The organism is Bacillus sp. FSL R7-0672, from assembly GCF_038601465.1.
In the GTDB taxonomy this organism is placed as follows: domain Bacteria; phylum Bacillota; class Bacilli; order Bacillales; family Bacillaceae; genus Bacillus; species Bacillus pumilus.
Window position 1 is genome coordinate 3,658,029 of sequence record NZ_CP152010.1, and the last position, 17,851, is coordinate 3,675,879.

At 42.3% G+C, this 17,851-nt stretch carries 16 protein-coding genes and 4 tRNA genes; 8 read left to right on the forward strand and 12 right to left on the reverse strand.

The genetic code is table 11. From position 1 onward, the window contains the following. Positions 1–222 precede the first annotated feature (222 nt). The 4 genes from MKY18_RS18620 to MKY18_RS18635 form a co-directional block, all read right to left on the reverse strand. Positions 223–295: transfer RNA gene (locus MKY18_RS18620), tRNA-Phe, on the reverse strand. Positions 296–322: 27 nt separating this feature from the next. Then, positions 323–399 (reverse strand) — tRNA-Asp (locus MKY18_RS18625). A gap of 81 nt (positions 400–480) precedes the next feature. After that, positions 481–552: transfer RNA gene (locus MKY18_RS18630), tRNA-Glu, on the reverse strand. 6 nt (positions 553–558) lie between these two features. Beyond that, a tRNA-Lys gene (locus MKY18_RS18635) sits at positions 559–634 on the reverse strand. Between the two features lie 342 nt (positions 635–976). Between MKY18_RS18635 and MKY18_RS18640 the strand changes: the two genes are divergently transcribed. Beyond that, the gene (locus MKY18_RS18640) at positions 977–1,495 is read left to right on the forward strand and encodes a peroxiredoxin family protein (RefSeq protein ID WP_065097598.1); all 519 of its coding nucleotides are present in this window, start codon (positions 977–979) and stop codon (positions 1,493–1,495) included. A 34-nt stretch (positions 1,496–1,529) separates the two neighbouring features. Here the strand turns inward: MKY18_RS18640 and MKY18_RS18645 are convergent, their stop codons facing one another. The 4 genes from MKY18_RS18645 to MKY18_RS18660 all read right to left on the reverse strand — a co-directional run bounded on the left by MKY18_RS18645 (position 1,530) and on the right by MKY18_RS18660 (position 5,112). Further along, complete coding sequence (locus MKY18_RS18645; protein ID WP_065097597.1) at positions 1,530–1,739, reverse strand: hypothetical protein; 210 nt, start codon at positions 1,737–1,739, stop codon at positions 1,530–1,532. 15 nt (positions 1,740–1,754) lie between these two features. Beyond that, positions 1,755–2,888, reverse strand: a complete 1,134-nt coding sequence (locus tag MKY18_RS18650; protein ID WP_342497644.1) for a DUF418 domain-containing protein — start codon at positions 2,886–2,888, stop codon at positions 1,755–1,757. A gap of 136 nt (positions 2,889–3,024) precedes the next feature. Next, on the reverse strand, positions 3,025–4,314 hold the full coding sequence (locus tag MKY18_RS18655) for an adenylosuccinate synthase (RefSeq protein WP_113767962.1): 1,290 nt from the start codon (positions 4,312–4,314) through the stop codon (positions 3,025–3,027). A 216-nt stretch (positions 4,315–4,530) separates the two neighbouring features. Beyond that, the gene (locus MKY18_RS18660; RefSeq protein WP_342497645.1) at positions 4,531–5,112 is read right to left on the reverse strand and encodes a TetR/AcrR family transcriptional regulator; all 582 of its coding nucleotides are present in this window, start codon (positions 5,110–5,112) and stop codon (positions 4,531–4,533) included. 136 nt (positions 5,113–5,248) lie between these two features. Between MKY18_RS18660 and MKY18_RS18665 the strand changes: the two genes are divergently transcribed. After that, the gene (locus tag MKY18_RS18665; protein WP_113767964.1) at positions 5,249–6,454 is read left to right on the forward strand and encodes a cytochrome P450; all 1,206 of its coding nucleotides are present in this window, start codon (positions 5,249–5,251) and stop codon (positions 6,452–6,454) included. A 32-nt stretch (positions 6,455–6,486) separates the two neighbouring features. On the opposite strand, the gene MKY18_RS18670 is transcribed toward MKY18_RS18665, so the two are convergent. The 3 genes from MKY18_RS18670 to MKY18_RS18680 form a co-directional block, all read right to left on the reverse strand. Continuing rightward, on the reverse strand, positions 6,487–6,900 hold the full coding sequence (locus MKY18_RS18670; protein ID WP_044139061.1) for a VOC family protein: 414 nt from the start codon (positions 6,898–6,900) through the stop codon (positions 6,487–6,489). Between the two features lie 129 nt (positions 6,901–7,029). Next, a complete protein-coding gene (gene dnaB, locus MKY18_RS18675) occupies positions 7,030–8,394 on the reverse strand; it encodes a replicative DNA helicase (protein WP_003214779.1) in 1,365 nt (454 codons plus the stop codon). A gap of 220 nt (positions 8,395–8,614) precedes the next feature. After that, entirely contained in the window at positions 8,615–9,571 is a 957-nt protein-coding gene (locus MKY18_RS18680; RefSeq protein ID WP_185108213.1) for a DUF4885 family protein, read from the reverse strand. Between the two features lie 109 nt (positions 9,572–9,680). Here MKY18_RS18680 and MKY18_RS18685 point away from each other — a divergent pair, with 109 nt between their 5' ends. Continuing rightward, positions 9,681–10,538 (forward strand): hypothetical protein, encoded by an 858-nt coding sequence (locus MKY18_RS18685; RefSeq protein ID WP_185108215.1) that lies wholly within the window; start codon positions 9,681–9,683, stop codon positions 10,536–10,538. Between the two features lie 77 nt (positions 10,539–10,615). On the opposite strand, the gene MKY18_RS18690 is transcribed toward MKY18_RS18685, so the two are convergent. Further along, positions 10,616–11,766 (reverse strand): IS3 family transposase gene (locus tag MKY18_RS18690; RefSeq protein ID WP_185108217.1). Its coding sequence is split into 2 segments (ribosomal slippage): positions 10,616–11,493 and positions 11,493–11,766, totalling 1,152 coding nucleotides; the frame shifts between segments, so codons are not numbered across the junction. A 628-nt stretch (positions 11,767–12,394) separates the two neighbouring features. Here MKY18_RS18690 and MKY18_RS18695 point away from each other — a divergent pair. Genes MKY18_RS18695 through MKY18_RS18715 form a run of 5 tightly spaced genes read left to right on the forward strand, consistent with a single transcriptional unit; the run spans position 12,395 to position 17,849 of the window. Beyond that, a complete protein-coding gene (locus MKY18_RS18695; protein ID WP_185108504.1) occupies positions 12,395–13,276 on the forward strand; it encodes an alpha/beta hydrolase-fold protein in 882 nt (293 codons plus the stop codon). 7 nt (positions 13,277–13,283) lie between these two features. Beyond that, a complete protein-coding gene (locus MKY18_RS18700; protein ID WP_003215196.1) occupies positions 13,284–14,069 on the forward strand; it encodes a 2,3-dihydro-2,3-dihydroxybenzoate dehydrogenase in 786 nt (261 codons plus the stop codon). 26 nt (positions 14,070–14,095) lie between these two features. Continuing rightward, the gene (gene dhbC / locus MKY18_RS18705; RefSeq protein ID WP_342497646.1) at positions 14,096–15,277 is read left to right on the forward strand and encodes an isochorismate synthase DhbC; all 1,182 of its coding nucleotides are present in this window, start codon (positions 14,096–14,098) and stop codon (positions 15,275–15,277) included. A 24-nt stretch (positions 15,278–15,301) separates the two neighbouring features. Further along, complete coding sequence (locus MKY18_RS18710) at positions 15,302–16,921, forward strand: (2,3-dihydroxybenzoyl)adenylate synthase (protein ID WP_065097589.1); 1,620 nt, start codon at positions 15,302–15,304, stop codon at positions 16,919–16,921. A 19-nt stretch (positions 16,922–16,940) separates the two neighbouring features. After that, entirely contained in the window at positions 16,941–17,849 is a 909-nt protein-coding gene (locus tag MKY18_RS18715) for an isochorismatase family protein (RefSeq protein WP_065097588.1), read from the forward strand. Positions 17,850–17,851: the final 2 nt, after the last annotated feature.

Sequence of the window (17,851 nt, forward strand, 5' to 3'; positions counted from 1 at the left end):
ACGGCTTTCTTTTCTAGTAAACGTTGGATAGGAAGTCACCTCTCAAAAAAAATTGATGGCTTTTTTCCTTTTTTATCGAAACTTTTCCAGTCACCAATCGTCTATATAGATGTAACGTCTTCTTCTTATGGAGCCGGGCCCTACCTAGGTCCGGCTTCTCCCTTTTTATGCCTTTTTTTCATAAAATAAAAACGCACCTGCGATTGCAGATGCGTTTGGAAGTGGCTCGGGACGGAATCGAACCGCCGACACACGGATTTTCAGTCCGTTGCTCTACCAACTGAGCTACCGAGCCATCATCAAAAAGATGAATATGTATAAATGGCGGTCCGGACGGGACTCGAACCCGCGACCTCCTGCGTGACAGGCAGGCATTCTAACCAACTGAACTACCGGACCTCAGTAACTTGCCCGAAAAAGCAATCGTGGTGCTCCTTCAAGCAAGTGAGGAAAAATTAGCTTAACGCTAAAGTAAATCAATGACCCGTACGGGATTCGAACCCGTGTTACCGCCGTGAAAGGGCGGTGTCTTAACCGCTTGACCAACGGGCCAATACATGGTGAGCCATGAAGGACTCGAACCTTCGACCCTCTGATTAAAAGTCAGATGCTCTACCAACTGAGCTAATGGCTCTCGGTTTGTGAAAAGTAATTCTGAAGAAGTTGTATTGCGTCAAACCAATCGCTTTAAAAAAGCTGGAACATCGCATCCTAACAAGTTTCAGAGACCTTTGCAACAACGAGATTTATAATATCATAGAGTAATTACATATGGCAATACGTTTTTCGACATTTTTTTAAAAAAAGTGTCGGATTTGAAATCTCCCGCCAAAGCCCTTCTATTTGCAACCGCCTTCATTTTTACTGCCTCTTTTCATGACCTCTGCCTATTCAAGCACATAGAAACGTTTTAGACCGCCCGAAATTGGTTATACATGATACAAGTGACATTGTGATTGAAAAAGGAGGAAGCAGTATGAGTTCATTTAAATTAGGAGATAAAATGCCCAATTTTTCACTTCCAACCATTCAGGGCGAACATATTGATTTTCACAAACATTTAGAGGAGCATCAAAGCTGGCACCTCATCGTCTTCTTTAGAGGCTCATGGTGCCCAGTATGTGTAGAAGAATTGAAAGAGCTTGAACAGCAGCAATCATACTTTCAAGACAAGGATATCCACTTAATGGCGATTTCAACGGATCATTCTGATGACTTGAAGGAATTTGCCGATAAAGAAGGACTATCCTTCCCAATCATGTCTGACAAGGACCTCACTTCATTAAAAGCATATGAAGTCCACTATCACGGAGAAGATGCTCCTTATGAAGATCACGGAGTGCACGGGGAACCTGCCTATTTCTTACTAAACGAAAAGGGCCAAGTCCTCTATCAGCAAAGACAAACAAGTCCGTTTGGCAGACCGCATGCCAACGAACTGCGCAAAATCATTCAGTACATCCGCAAAAACTTAAAAGGCCAATATAAAAGCTGAAATAAGAAAGAAGTCCTCATGACGAGGGCTTCTTTTATGAATTCCTTTTATTATATATCCAGTCTGCGGCGAAAAATACAAGGAGACCCGACATGAGAATCACAAAAGTGACGGGTGGTTTATCATCCTGGAAATAAGAGTACAGCGAATGTCCTCCTAATGCGAGAAGATAAAAGATAAATGCCGGTCCTGCTGCTTTATGTGCATTCGCTTGTTCTTTTTTCGTACTTTTTTTGAAAAACATTGTAACGATTCCCCTTTATGCTGCTTTCTTCATCGTCACCCGGCGAAGTGCCTGCGAACGAATATATTCCATTGGACCAATTCCCCAAACCTTTAGACGACATGCTGATATGGCGATTTGCAGAAGTGAAATGAGCAGCCATGCCAATATGATAAGAGGGGCGTTGATTTGCCCGCCAAGACCCAATCCCCAGCTATAAAAAAGAACCGAGCAGATGACATTTTGCAGGATGTAACAGCTGAGCGCCATTTTCCCTACATATTCAAACCAATTCCACATGAACCATGACTCCGTATGCGCCAAGAGCTTCGCAATGACAGCGATATAGAAAAGAGAGAGGAATGGCGAAAACGCATAGCGCACAACGAATTCCACTAGTTCGTTCGGAACGAAGACAAGTGCATTCAGCGGCAAACCCACCCACAGACCGATTCGGAATAATCTTTTCCGCAGAGATTGCCCGCGTTCATTTGCATAAAATACACCGGCTCTCATCATCCGCACCCCTAATAAAAACAAAAATGTGTTCATTGGAACGATAAAGATCGCTTCCTCACGGTACATGAAAAAGTGTTGTAATCGTTCTTGAACCTGCGAGATCCATGTCTCTGGCAGCTTCTCTTCCAGCGCCGGTTCACTACTTTGATCATACGATGCGGTGTCCATTTCAGAGAGGGCAAACACCATCAGACAGGACAGAACAAGCAGATGAATGACTCCAGAGAAGATCATGCCTCTTTTGATACGCTTGCTCCCTCCTCGTACAATAAATGCCACAAGCAAACCGGTGACAGCGTAACTCATGAGCACATCATATTCCATCACAAGTGCAAAATGGACAAAGCCTTCGATAAATAAAAATAAAAGAATCCATAAATATGTACCCGGCCAAGGCGTGTTTTTTCTTTTGGCCTGCTGGTATTTCAGCTCTAGCCCTACACCGAACATGATGGTAAGCAGTGAGAGCATTTTCCCATAGACGAACATGGAAACAAGGCTTTCTAGAAAACTGCCATGTTCATATTCATCTGCAATCTGATCTGTCGCAAAGGTATCCCCTGCATACGCAAAAAACCAGACGTTCGTTCCCAATGTACCTAATATGGCAAAACCTCTTAAAATATCTAATAATCTTATTCTTTCTTTCACTAGAACGCTCCTTCCCCCTATACAGTTATCATATTTTGGTAATGATCGGAAGCTTGTTCTACTGAAATTAAGAAATATTTAAACAAAAAGACACCAGTAAAATGTGCAATTTTACTGGTGTCTGATCAGTCTATGATTATGGACGGTACACGCTGCGGACAACGTTCGTTTGTGAACGATCTGGACCGACTGAGAAAATGGAAAGTGGAATACCTGTTAATTGTGAAATGCGCTCTAAATAATGACGGGCATTTTCAGGCAGTTCGCTTAAATTCTTCACGCCTGTAATATCCTCTGTCCATCCTGGCATTTCTTCGTAGACAGGCTCACATTTCGCTAGTTCCTTTAGACTTGCTGGGAATTCTTCTGTGATTTCTCCGTTCAATTTATAAGCGACACAGATTTTCAATTTCTCAATCCCTGTCAGTACATCGATTGAGTTCAGAGATAAATCTGTAATACCGCTCACACGGCGCGCATGACGGACAACAACACTGTCAAACCAGCCAACACGGCGCGGGCGTCCAGTTGTTGTACCGTATTCACGGCCAACCTCACGGATTTGATCACCAATTTCATCATGGAGTTCTGTCGGGAATGGGCCATCTCCAACACGTGTTGTGTACGCTTTTGACACGCCGACCACATGTTGAATTTTCGTCGGTCCTACACCAGAACCAATCGTCACTCCTCCAGCCACTGGGTTAGATGACGTAACAAATGGATATGTCCCTTGATCGATATCAAGCATCACACCTTGTGCTCCTTCAAATAGCACGCGGCGGCCTTCATCTAGTGCGTCATTCAAGACAACAGATGTGTCCACGACATATTTTTTCACTTGCTGGCCATATTCATAATACTCGTCTAAAATATCTTCAATCTTGAAGCCTTCTGCGTCGTACATTTTCTCTAAAAGACGATTTTTCTCTTCTAGATTACGTGCAAGCTTCTCTTCAAATACTTCACGATCTAATAGATCTGCGACACGGATACCGATACGAGCTGCTTTGTCCATATAAGCTGGTCCGATTCCTTTTTTCGTCGTACCGATCTTGTTAGCCCCTTTCCGCTCTTCTTCTACCTCGTCCAATTTTAAATGGTAAGGCAAAATCACATGGGCTCTATTGCTGATTCTGAGGTTATCTGTACTCACATTCCGTTCGTGAAGATACGCAAGCTCAGTGACCAACGCTTTAGGATCAACCACCATTCCATTACCGATGACACAAGTTTTTTCTTTATAAAAAATACCGGACGGAATGAGGTGTAGCTTGTAAGTCACTCCATCAAATTTGATCGTGTGACCTGCATTGTTTCCCCCTTGATAACGGGCAATCACCTCTGCATTTTCTGAAAGGAAATCGGTAATTTTCCCTTTCCCTTCGTCACCCCACTGCGTACCTACTACGACTACTGAAGACATATCGTGCACCTCCGTTAACCTTTCAAAACGTTATCTCTTTCAAACACATTTATTTTATCAATGCAAAACGAAAAAGTCAACGCTAAATCCGAACATTAATATCTCGAAATCAAATTTTGTTCGTTTTAAATATGAGAAAAAGCGCTTTAATCACTTCTTCTGCGCTTAAAAAGGGAGATTTTGAGTAAAAACAACGATTTTGATTATTCTTACTTTCTATTGATTTTCAATTAAATGAATCATCGAGCTTGCCATAAAATCAGGTGAGTACGGTCTCCCTGTCCTCAGCCACCATTCAGCTGTTCCAACGTAAGCCGAAATGACGAATTGCTTCTGCATGTCGATAGGAACGAGATGCGGATCAGGTTTTGAGCCTGCAACCCCCTTTACCCCCAAAGAAAAGCTTTCTTCAAAAAAAGCACGAACCGTTTCATGAATATTGAGCTCTCGTCCTCGTTTCAAGAGAATTTGATACTCCTCTTCGTGTTCTTGCAAATGCTGATAAAATCGAAAAATATATACATATGCTGCATGTTTTTTTTCCAAATCACCTTCTTGTACAGGCGCAAAAATGGCACATTTCATCACATCAAACATCTCATCCATCAGCTGCTGGGCAAGATCAAATTTATCCTCATAATGCTGATAAAAGGTCGTGCGGTGAATGCCCGCCACTTTCGTCAAATCCTGTACAGAAATCTTCCCCCATTCTTTCTCGCTTAATAACTGAAATAATGCTTTTCTTAATTGCTGCTTTGATTCCGTTGCGCGCTTATCCCCTCTGTAGCAGTCCGCCACAAGCCCCTCTCCCCTTCCTATTTTCTTCAACAGATTTCGCTTTTCTGTTGGTTGAATCCTCAAGGCTGATGAATTAACTTTAATCTAACACAATGAAAAAAAGGAAGCATCTGACAACCTATAAGGAGTGATGATCATGGAAACAACGACCCCAAGTGCCGTGCAAAAAACGTTATTAAGAGGAAAAAACAAGCAGGACCCGTATCACCCATTTGATTGGTATGCCAACATGCGCCAGACATCACCTGTTCATTTTGACGAAGCCAGCCGAACGTGGAGTGTATTCACCTACGAGGAAGCAAAACGTGTGACAATCGATAAAGATACCTTTTCGAGTCAGCCTCCTAAAAACCAGCGGAAGCATTCACTGATGAAAACAATGGTGATGATGGACCCTCCCAATCACACTCGTATCCGCTCCATTGTCAGCAAAGCCTTTACTCCTCGAGTCATGAAATTGTGGGAGCCTCGTATTCAAGAATTGATGGATGAACTCATGGCACAACTTGAAGGAAAAAAAGAGATTGACCTAGTGCAAGACATCTCTTATCCGCTTCCTGTCATTGTCATTGCAGAGCTTTTAGGTGTGCCGTCAGAGCATAAACAATCCTTTAAAGAATGGTCAGATATTCTCGTCAGCATGCCTAAAAGTGAAAATGAGGAGGATGTAGCTGAATGGCAGAAAACACGTGACAAAGGAGAAGCTGACATGATGGCGTTTTTTGCAGACACCATTGAAAAGAAACGTCACAACCTCGGTGATGATTTGATTTCCCTCATTATTCAAGCGGAGGAGAATGGAGACAAACTGTCAGCGGATGAACTAATTCCATTTTGTAATCTTCTTCTTTTAGCCGGCAACGAAACAACTACCAACTTGATATCCAATATGATCTTCAGCTTGTTAGAACAGCCGGGTGCGTATGAAGCGCTCTCCCAATCACCTGAACTCATCCCACGTGCAGTGGAAGAGGCCGTCCGTTTTCGTGCACCAGCTCCTACGATCGTCCGTTATGTCACAAAAGATACAGAGCTTGGAGGGAAAGTGTTGAAAAAGGGGGACAATGTGATTGTGTTTCTTGCTTCTGCCAACCGAGATGAGCGTCAATTTTCAAGCGCACATGAATTCGATATACACCGCCACCCTAACCCTCATATTGGTTTCGGGCACGGCATCCATTTCTGTCTTGGCGCACCACTGGCACGTCTTGAAGCATGTACAGCTATAAAGATTTTAATCGAACGATATGAGGCGTTAGAGCTCCTTTCTTACGTTCCGATGACAAGCAGCAGCATGTATGGACTGAAAGAGCTGAAACTGCGTGTCACGCCTCGTTCATAACAGAAAAGACTCCCGGGCAAGGGAGTCTTTTTTTAAACGGGGGTGATTCCATCTGTGTTCATGAGCACAATGCGATACCCATCTGGATCTTCAATGGTTGCTCCTCCCCGTTCCCAATATGGATTTGTAGAGGTGACTTGCCGTCCGCCAAATGAGATCAACCTCTCTTTCATTTGCTGAAATTCCTCAGCATCTGGAATATAGAACACAAGAAGTTGTTCTGGATGCGGAGCGGGCAGGCTTTCTTCTTCTTCATGCTTCGTGATTTCTAAATGAACATGCTGATGAGGAAGTCCTAGCATGACACCATCATATCCTTCATGCTGATCAAAAGAACCTATTCGTTTGAGCCCTAAGCCTTCTTCATAAAAGGACACAACCTCTTCCATGTTGACGGTTGGGCGTGCGATGCGTAATTGAGCGGCTTCGAACTGTTGGAATTTCATCAGTCATCACTCCTTTTCTCCTTTTAGTATACGATTTCTCTGTCTTTCTCTCCTCCTCATTTCGATCGTTTTTCAATCATTCTTTCGATGTAGATCCATCAAAAAAAGCCCAGCTTCTTGAGCTGGGCTTTAAGCACCGGGCGGAACACCCGCATCGTCAAATCTTCTTTCCAGGTTGACGAATTTGTTATATTCTTTGACGAACGCCAGTGATACTGTACCAACTGGGCCGTTACGCTGTTTGGCAATGATGATTTCAATAATGTTCTTATTCTCTGATTCTTTGTCGTAGTAATCATCACGATAAAGGAATGCCACGATATCGGCATCCTGCTCGATACTTCCTGATTCACGGATATCAGACATCATCGGACGTTTGTCCTGACGCTGCTCTACTCCACGTGAAAGCTGAGACAAAGCAATAACTGGAACTTCAAGCTCCCTTGCCAGTGATTTTAATGCCCTAGAGATTTCAGAAACCTCTTGCTGACGGTTATCGCTTGATCGTCCGCTCCCTTGAATGAGCTGTAAATAGTCAATCAGGATCATGCCAAGACCGTTTTCTTGCTTCAAACGGCGGCATTTCGAGCGAATTTCACTTACTCTGATTCCAGGTGTATCGTCAATGAAAATCCCACTATTTGATAGCGAGCCCATCGCCATTGTCAGCTTGCCCCAGTCTTCTTCTGTCAGGTTACCGGTTCTTAGGTTCTGTGCATTGATATTCCCCTCTGCACAAAGCATACGCATGACGAGCTGCTCAGCCCCCATCTCTAAACTAAAGATGGCGACACTTTCGTCCGTTTTGGTCGCAACATTTTGTGCGATGTTCAATGCGAAAGCCGTTTTCCCTACTGATGGACGAGCCGCGACAATGATTAAGTCATTTCGCTGAAATCCAGCTGTCATTCGGTCAAGCTCGGAGAAACCTGTTGGAATCCCTGTGATATCGCCTTTCCGGTTATGAAGCTGTTCAATATTATCATATGTTTGAACAAGAACGTCCTTAATGTTTTGGAAGGCTCCTGAGTTTTTACGCTGCGCCACTTCCATAATGGTCTTTTCAGCATCACTCAACAGATCCTCTACTTCATCCTCACGCGTGTACCCATCCTGTGCAATGGTTGTCGCCGTACGGATCAGACGTCTTAAAATTGATTTCTCTTCTACAATTTTTGCATAGTATTCAATGTTTGCGGCAGTTGGGACGGAGTTCGCAATATCGGTTAAATACGAAATCCCGCCTACCTCTTCTAGTAAATCTGTATTGGCCAGTTCAGAAGTCACCGTAACAAGATCGACCGGTTCCCCTCTATCACCAAGTACAAGCATCGCATTGTAAATCTTTTGATGCGACATTCTATAGAAATCCTCTGGAATTAATACTTCAGAAGCGAGCGTGAGCGCAGATGGTTCTAAAAAAACAGCACCTAATACGGCCTGCTCGGCTTCTATATTTTGCGGCGGCAGCCGGTCATCGAGAAGTTCCGTCATGCCAAGCACCGTCCTTTCATAAAAAAATACGCTACTCATCATTTTAACATTTTCATCAATAAAAAAGTGAAAAACATCGACTATAGTCAAAATTACCATGAGGATGATTCGTTGAACAGCCAACCAACGCATCTCAATAGAAAAGACTCTGTAACATCAATTGTTATAGAGTCCTTCATTGTCGCTAATGGGATTTGTATCTATTGTCGTTCACCTTTTGTTAATCTATCGTTTTCTTCACTCCATAATTTTCTTTTTGTCCGATGTCATGTAAAGACCCATTTTGATAACCAATAGATAACACCAAATCGGGAATAGAATCAAACCCGTTTTTCGCTAGATCAAATAGCTGTGCTCCGTAATGTGAAGCGGCAATTCGTGCATTTTCTGCTGTGTATGGGTTTTTCAGGAGATCTTCTTTGTATATATCAAAAATATTCGTCCCTTTATCCGTTACAAATTGACCGTTTACAATGCTTAAATCCTTTAAATTGTAGCCTGTGACCGTTTTGATTTGATTCACAAGATGGAACTTGGCAAGAGAATCCGGCGTGAATTGAGTAGAATCTTCAGATCTGCTTTTCATGATATGGAAAAACAATTCTCTTGTATTGTTGCTTGTATTTAATAGATCTTCTATTTGTTTGGTCAGCGTTTCATCTGTTGATCCACCCACCACTAATTTGAAATGATTTGGGTCAATGGTAAAAGTTAAATTTGTGTTTTCAGGAATGGTTATACCGTTTTTAGAGAATAAATCTTGTAATTGTTCATTCACTTTTTGACGATTGAATATTTTCTTTTCTACACTTTCTTGCGTAGGATCGTACCGTTTTTCATTACGGAAGATGGCGTCATTAAAGTCATATTGCCCACCCTTATTATTCCTTGCCCAACTCATTTCCATAGTGTACGCAGCTTCTCTTTCAGACTTGGTTAGATCACTTCTGAAATAAGAGGAGTATGGATTTCTATACTTATTATATATGTGGTCTTGAGGATCATTGAATCTTTTATTTTGTTCATTAATTTTTTGATATTTCTCATCAAGTATCTTCATTCGTTTATCTGCTTCGGTCATCGTCTCGTTTGTGCTTTTAATAGTCGATTGGTTTTTAGAATCTGTTTCTTTATGAGTGTTTGAAGTAGCTGCCCTGTATGACGTATTAATATTCATTTTGATTCTCCTTTTTTGAAAAATTAGTGATTATTAAATATATCGGCAATTCAGTTAAAATTTGTTAGTTTTGATCCGATATAGTAATTATTACAAGGAGGGTTAAAATATGACAAATACTATCTTCAAATGTTTTTTATTACCTGCATTATTATTAGTGCTTGTTACTAGTTTTTTTGCACCTAATTCAGCAGAAGCAGCGATTACAGGAAATAACAGTCCTAACACAGCAAGCTCAATGGGATATTGGAAATATAGTCGTCCAGATACGACAATCTTACCTGAAGGTGAAAATGAAGCTTATTATCAGTTCACGATCAATAAGGGTGAAAGGGTTTATGTGCGAAGTTCATATGATAAGAATTATACAGGTATGAAAATAGAAGTGTATAATTCAAAACAATCTATGACAGGGTCCGAGGTTATAAATCCTAATTCAATTACACCATTTATTTTTGCTAATACTGGTGACGTTACTTCAACTTCGGAAACTTATTTTGTGAAAGTGATCCGTGGTACATATACAGGGAATATGTACTTTACTGTTTCCATTCAAGATCGAATTAAATCTGGAAATGCGACATTCAACTTTACAGGGGCCGCTACCAACTTGGGGAATACTTCTTTGAATTTTTTAGGAGTTGATTCTTCTGTCATTACAATGGATTTAACTAATCATACGGCTATTCCCCGAAGTGCAATCGTTAAATCGATTTCAACAACGAGTACACAATCGCCTAACCAAGGAAATGTTACTCACAAGCTGATGGCTGATGAAAACAAGATTTGGAACGAATCCATTTTTTCATCTGCAACAAGTGGTTCTTACCGTATTTCTCTTGAAGATCAATTAAAAGTCGCGCAAAAATGGAGCTTTAAGTACAACGCAAAGGCTACAGCGAGATCTACTATGAGCAATGTCAAAGCCGATATCCGTTACGAATATGATGTCACAGATGGATTCTAATTGAATGGTGTTTACAGAATTAAAAAGTAAGGGTACAGGGACTGACCCCCGTTTTTGAGACAGGGATCAAAACACCTTTATACAGCCAATTGCCGATAGTTTATCGGTGATTGGTTGTTTAGTTTCGTTTGAATACGGATGTTGTTATAATAATAAATGTATTCTTTGACAGTGCGTTCTACGATGCTGGTCGTAGTGCGGTCAATCCTGTTAAGATAGAACGTTTCAGACTTTAGTGAGGAATGAAACGATTCGATGGAGGCATTATCAGCGGGCGTCCCTTTACGGGACATGCTCATGGTAATGCCTTTTATATGAACAGCTTTCTGATACTCGTAAGATGTATACACAGAACCTTGATCGCTATGTAACACGCAATTCTCAGGCAGTGCTGGGAGCTGATTAAGTGTGTTTAAGATAAAGTCTGTGTCCTGCTTATCACCAATCGTAAAAGCAATCACTTCTCCATTATATAAATCCAATATACTGGAAAGGTACAATTGTTTCTGTCCATAAGGCAAATACGTGATGTCCGTTACTAGTTTTTCAAGAGGGCGATCAGACTGAAAGTTCCGATCCAGTATATTACTGGCCACGGCATAGGGCTGCCCATTCTTCTTACGCTTTTTCATTTTAACCCGGCATTGCCACTGGTTTTTCTGCATGATGCGTTGAACAGTTTTATGGTTAATACGCATTCTCCTTTTTAGTATAGCTGTGATTTTTCGATAACCATATCGATATTTGTGCTTTCGGCACAACGTGCCGACCTGTTTCTCTAGTTGTCTTTTAGAATGATTCTGAGTCAGATCCTTTTTCCATCTATAATACGAAGTACGTAAGATGCCTAAATGGACACAGATGTCCTGTACCGTCATCGTTTTGCACAATTCTTCTACCAGTTTGATTGACGTTTCCTTATCAACTTCCTTTCCAATTCGTTGTACTTTTTTAAAACTTCATTCTGTTGACTCAAATAGCGATTTTCTGCCTGCAGTCTCTCTAATTCGGAAGAGTACTCGGGACCCTTTCCATAGGTATATTGTTTTCCAACAGGCTGTTCGAACCGGTGTGTATCCCCAGCCTTATGCCACCTCACCCATGTCTGAACCTGCGTCTTATTCTTGATATTCAATTTCTGCATGATCTCTTTCATAGGTACGCCTGCCAATCTCATTTCTACAGCCTTCTGTTTGACTTCAACCGGATAACTCACTCTTGTCCCCATAGAAAAAACACCTCCATGTTTTATTTCGGATCACAACGATCCATTTTCAAACTTGAAGGTGTTTTTTATTTGTCTCATCTTATGGGGTCAGTTCCACATCCCTTACTTTTTTTAATTGTTATCATTCGCCACTCTTAAAAAAGCTGTGCATACTATTGAATCAGTTTTGAGATATGAGATCACCTACTTTTCGCAAAATCCTCCTCAATGTCCCTAAAAATACAAATGAGTCTATAGACTTATTTTTCCTCAAAATCATTTCAAGAAGAAAAGCCCATATTTATTCCTGTATCAAACAGAAGAAAATGGTAAAAATTCCGAGGCAGTCAAGGTCTTTTGACATTTCTCCTATTTTTAAATGACAAGGTCCGATATTCCCTATTTCAAATCATTTGTTAGTGAGTTAGTCCTTTATTTTCTGAATATTAGAATAAAAAAATCAATTACACAACTTAATGAACATTTGACTTCATAATTGATAACCATTATCATTTGATTTGCTTGCGCGATAATTGAGAATCATTTTCATTTGAAGGAACCATTCTTCAATCTCTACACTCATCCTATATCCGCAAGCCTGCTTTTATCATCGTATGAGGGTCAATTTGAGGAAGGGGATTTTCTACATATGTCCAAACGCCCTGAAGGAATGGGTACTGAGGATTCACTTTTCGGAGAAAGCCGTCCTTTTTTTATACATGGGACGGAGCAACTGGATATCACAGCACACCCATACAGACTTTTTATATTTAAACCGAATACTACTCCTCCAGCGGCTGGTTTTCCAGTCATGTACGTGCTTGATGGGAATTCACTTTTTGGCACAATGGTCGAAGCACTTCGTTTACAGTCAAGAAGACCTGAAAAAACAGGTGTCGTACCTGCCATCATTGTTGGAATTGGCTATCAGACAGAAGCGCCCTATCATCCGCTCAGGCATTATGATCTCACTCTTTCCAGCCCTGACGCTTCCATCGGGGGCAAAAGAAAAGACTTCTCCATCCATACATATGGCGGGGCCTCTGCTTTCTTTTCTTTTTTAGAAAAGACTGTGAAGCCTTATATCGAGCAACGCTTTCCGATCAACCTAAGTCGTCAAACACTGTTTGGGCATTCTCTTGGCGGTCTTTTTGTATTACACACACTATTTGAGCACCCTGATGCTTATCAGACATATATTGCAGGCAGTCCTTCTATCCACTGGAACAAAAAATTATTTCTAGAAAAAGAATACCAATTCACCAACCGCATACGTCAGGTGCCTATGAATGTCAGGCTGCTTGTAGGTGTAGGTGAGTTAGAAAAACATCATCCATGTCAAATGAATGCTCATGCAAAGTCACTAGCAAATCGTATGCTGCCTTTATCCTCATATGGCTTACATACGGCCTATCACGAGTTCCCTGAAGAAGGACATACGTCCGTTTTACCGGTGCTGATGAATTACGCTTTTCGTTTTGCGCTCTATCATGATGATCTTTTAACAACCAGAGACATGAAAGAAAGGTAGTGAACGTATGAAACATAGTGGTCTATCTCAAAAGATTGCCCTTGTCACAGGAGCAGGGCAAGGTATCGGACAAGCAGTCGCAAAAAGACTAGCCGACGAAGGTGCGATCATTGCAGCAGTTGACGCAAATGAGGATCAGCTTCAAAGCACCGTCCATCAAATGAATGATGAAGGCTTACGTGCCTTTGCCTATCCAGGTGACATTACCGATCAAGCATCTGTTCAGCACATTATCAATCAAATTGAAAAACAGCTTGGACCCATTTATTTACTAGTCAATGTAGCAGGCATTCTTCGAATTAGTTCTATTGACCAGCTTAGTGCAGATGACTGGCAACAAACCTTCGCAGTCAACACACATGGTGTCTTTTATGTATCACAAGCTGTCTCCAAATACATGATGAAAAGATCAGCAGGGGTCATTGTGACCGTCAGCTCTAACGCAGGTGCCATTCCTAGAATGAATATGGCTGCCTATGCCGCTTCAAAGGCAGCAGCTACTTCCTTTACAAAAACGCTTGGATTAGAGCTGGCAGACTATGGAATCAGATGCAATGTTGTCTCTCCTGGCTCTACCGCAACACCTATGCAATGGGCTTTATGGTCTGATGAACAAGGCGCAGACCATGTGATCAAAGGGTCATTAGAGACGTATAAAACCGGTATTCCTTTACAAAAAATCGCTGATCCTCAAAACATCGCTGATGCAGTCATCTTCTTTGCATCTGAACAATCCAGTCATATTACGATGCAGAATCTCACGATTGATGGTGGCGCAACACTCGGAATCTAGCATTTTATCAAAAAGGAGGCCTTTTCATGAAACATTCATTATTGTCGTCAGAAGAAAAAGAACAGTTGATTCAAGACTATCAGCCAGGCGCTTTTTTCCTTGCTTCCCCTAAACGCACGATACTTGCCGAAGGGATTTTCCAGCATATTGAAACCAATCAGCTCAATGAACTATCCACAAGGGTAGCGCACGTATTTGACACTGCCAAACAAGCTGGTATTCAAGCACCGATTATTGCTGGTGCTGTTCCGTTTGATCCGGCGCAACCCGTTCGTTTAAATGTGCCAATCCATGTACAGTTTAGTGATCCACTCGAATTTCATCAAGGTGATGAGGAATCGGAAGTGACATCGCCATCATATGAGGTGACACCTGTCCCCTCTCCTGAAGTCTACATGAATGGTGTGAACGAAGGGTTAGCTAAAATTGAAAAAGGAGAGCTTAGCAAAATCGTCATCTCGCGATCTCTCCATCTCAAATCAAATCAAGACATTCATACGAAAGCAATACTCGAACGGCTGGCTCGTCATAATACAACTGGCTATACGTTTGCTGCAAATGTAGCTGACCCGGCATCTTCCCAAAAGCGCACACTTCTTGGGGCAAGTCCTGAGCTGCTTCTTTCAAAAACGGGTTCATCTGTGATTTCCAATCCACTCGCTGGTTCTCGGCCGCGTAGTTCAGATCCAGTAGAAGACCAGCGCCGTCACGATGAACTCCTTACTTCAGCGAAGGATTTACACGAGCATGCAGTGGTTGTCGACGCTGTCACTAAAGCGCTTGCTCCTTACTGTCGTAAGTTAGATGTGCCCGCATCACCATCCGTCATACAAACAGAAACGATGTGGCATTTATCTACTGTCGTAAAAGGTGAATTAGCAGATTCCAGTGTATCCTCAATTGATTTAGCGCTGAGCCTTCATCCAACACCCGCAGTATGCGGAACACCTACAGCAGATGCACGTGAAGCAATCCAAGCAATTGAACCCTTCGATCGAGGATTTTTCACAGGAATGATCGGCTGGGCAGATGCAAATGGTGATGGTGATTGGATTGTCACCATTCGTTGTGCAGAAGCTGAGGGTCAATCCCTTCGCCTCTTTGCTGGTGCAGGAGTGGTCAAAGGATCTAAGGCAGAAGAAGAGCTAGCCGAAACATCTGCAAAATTTAACACGATGCTTCGTGCGATGGGCATCCATCAGCTATAAAAATACATAGGAGATGACAAAAACATGTTTGTTCAACCACCTACATGGCCAGAAGAATTTGCAAAACGCTACCGTGAAAACGGCTGTTGGCGTGGAGAAACCTTTGGCGGTATGCTTCGTGAACGCGCCGTATCGTTAAGGAATAAAACTGCGATTACATACGCTGATACGCACATGAGCTACCAAGAACTTGATGAGCGTGTCAGCAGTCTTGCCGCCGGTTTCCATCAGCTTGGAATTCAAAAGGGCAGTCGAGTTGTCGTGCAGCTTCCTAACATTCCTGCTTTTTTTGAAGTCATTTTCGCTTTATTTCGAATCGGTGCTTTACCCGTCTTCTCACTGCCATCTCATAGAAGCAGCGAAATCACTTATTTTATTGAGTTTGCCGAAGCAGACGCATATGTCATACCAGATATCCATGATGGCTTTGATTATCGATCACTCGCACGTCAAGTGAAAGAAAAGCTTCCCTCATTACCTCATGTCATTGTTGCAGGGAAGGCTGAGGAATTCCTTGACTTGGATGATCTGCGCAAGGACCCAGCACTTGATCCTCAAATTCATGTAGAGGCAAGCGATATTGCATTTCTTCAGTTATCAGGAGGCAGCACAGGCCTTTCTAAGCTCATACCTCGTACACATGATGACTATATGTATAGTCTTTGGAAAAGCAATGAGGTGTGCGAGCTTACAAAAGATAGTGTGTATCTAGCTACACTTCCAGTAGCACACAATTATCCATTAAGCTCACCTGGAGTCCTTGGGACGTTATACGCTGGTGGAAGAGTCGTTCTTGCAACTGGATCAAGCCCTGATGTCGTCTTTCCACTCATTGAAAAAGAACGGGTGACCATTACCGCTGTCGTTCCACCTATCGCATTGATTTGGCTAGAGGCTGCTCCTCATCGATCAGATAACTTATCGAGCCTTGAGGTCTTACAAGTCGGTGGTGCTAAATTAAGCGCCGAGGCAGCAAAACGAGTGATGCCTGCCCTTGGGTGTAAGTTACAGCAAGTTTTTGGCATGGCCGAAGGTCTGGTCAACTATACCAGATTGGATGATCCTGAACATGTCATTATTCACACACAAGGACGCCCGATGTCTGAATATGATGAGGTACTAGTGGTAGATGATGAGGACAAGCCCGTCCCGAATGAAGTGGCTGGACACCTTTTAACAAGAGGACCTTATACGATTCGCGGCTACTATAAAGCCGATGAACAAAACAAGAAAGCATTTACAGCCGATGGTTTTTACAGAACAGGTGACATCGTGCGATTAACAAAAGAAGGAAATGTGGTAGTAGAAGGCAGAGACAAGGATCAAATCAATCGTGGCGGCGAAAAGGTTGCCGCTGAAGAAGTTGAAAATCATTTACTTGCGCATCCTGACATTCATGATGCCGCCATGGTGTCCATGCCAGATCCGTTTCTTGGCGAACGCTCATGTGCCTTTGTTATTGCGAAAGGAAACAACAAGCCAGCACCACACGCCTTAAAGTCATTTCTAAGAGAACGCGGGCTCGCTGCCTATAAAATTCCCGACCGCATTGAATGGATCGATGCGTTCCCACAAACAGGTGTAGGCAAAGTCAGTAAAAAAGCATTAAGAGAATTAGCTTCAATCCATACTGCCAACGTATAAAAAAAGAGGAGTGAAAACCATGGCAATCCCTACTATTCCTGCGTATCCAATGCCAAGCATACAAGATTTACCCGAAAATAAAGTGAACTGGATCCCTGATCCGAAACGTGCTGTCCTGCTAATACATGACATGCAGCAATATTTTTTAAATGCATTTCAACAAGATACATCACCGATCACAGAGTTAGTGCAGCATATTGAACAATTACGTGATACATGCAAAGAACTTGGCATTCCTGTCGTCTATACAGCTCAACCTGGTGACCAAGACCCGAAAGATCGTGCCTTATTAACAGATTTTTGGGGGCCTGGACTTGGTGATGATGAAGCATTGACAAAAATCATTGATCAGCTTGCTCCATCTGAAGCAGATACAATGCTGACAAAATGGCGTTATAGCGCATTCAAAAAATCCAATTTTTTAGATATTCTTCACGAAGGCGGGCGTGATCAACTGATCATTACTGGCGTATATGCACATATTGGCTGTATGTTGACAGCCGCAGAAGCATTCATGCTCGATATTGAAACCTTTTTTGTCGCCGATGCCGTCGCTGACTTTTCACTTAAGCATCACAAAATGGCAATGACCTATGCAGCTGAACGCTGTGCGGTGACCACAACGACAAGCCAAATCATTAGTCGTTTAACAGGACAGGAAGCAGACGGTGATGATCTATCCTTTGATGCTATCGTTCACCAAGTAGCTGAGTATATCCAAATCGAGCCGAATGAAATACCGTTTGACGAGAATCTCGTCTATCTTGGACTTGATTCTATTCGAATGATGAGTCTAGCGGAAAAATGGAGACAGCAAGGAGCGACAGTCAATTTCGTTGAGCTTGCAGCTAATCCAACGCTCACTCATTGGCGAGCTCTTCTTTTCCCAGAAAAACAGCCATCTATCCCAAATATCGATTACTTGTAAAG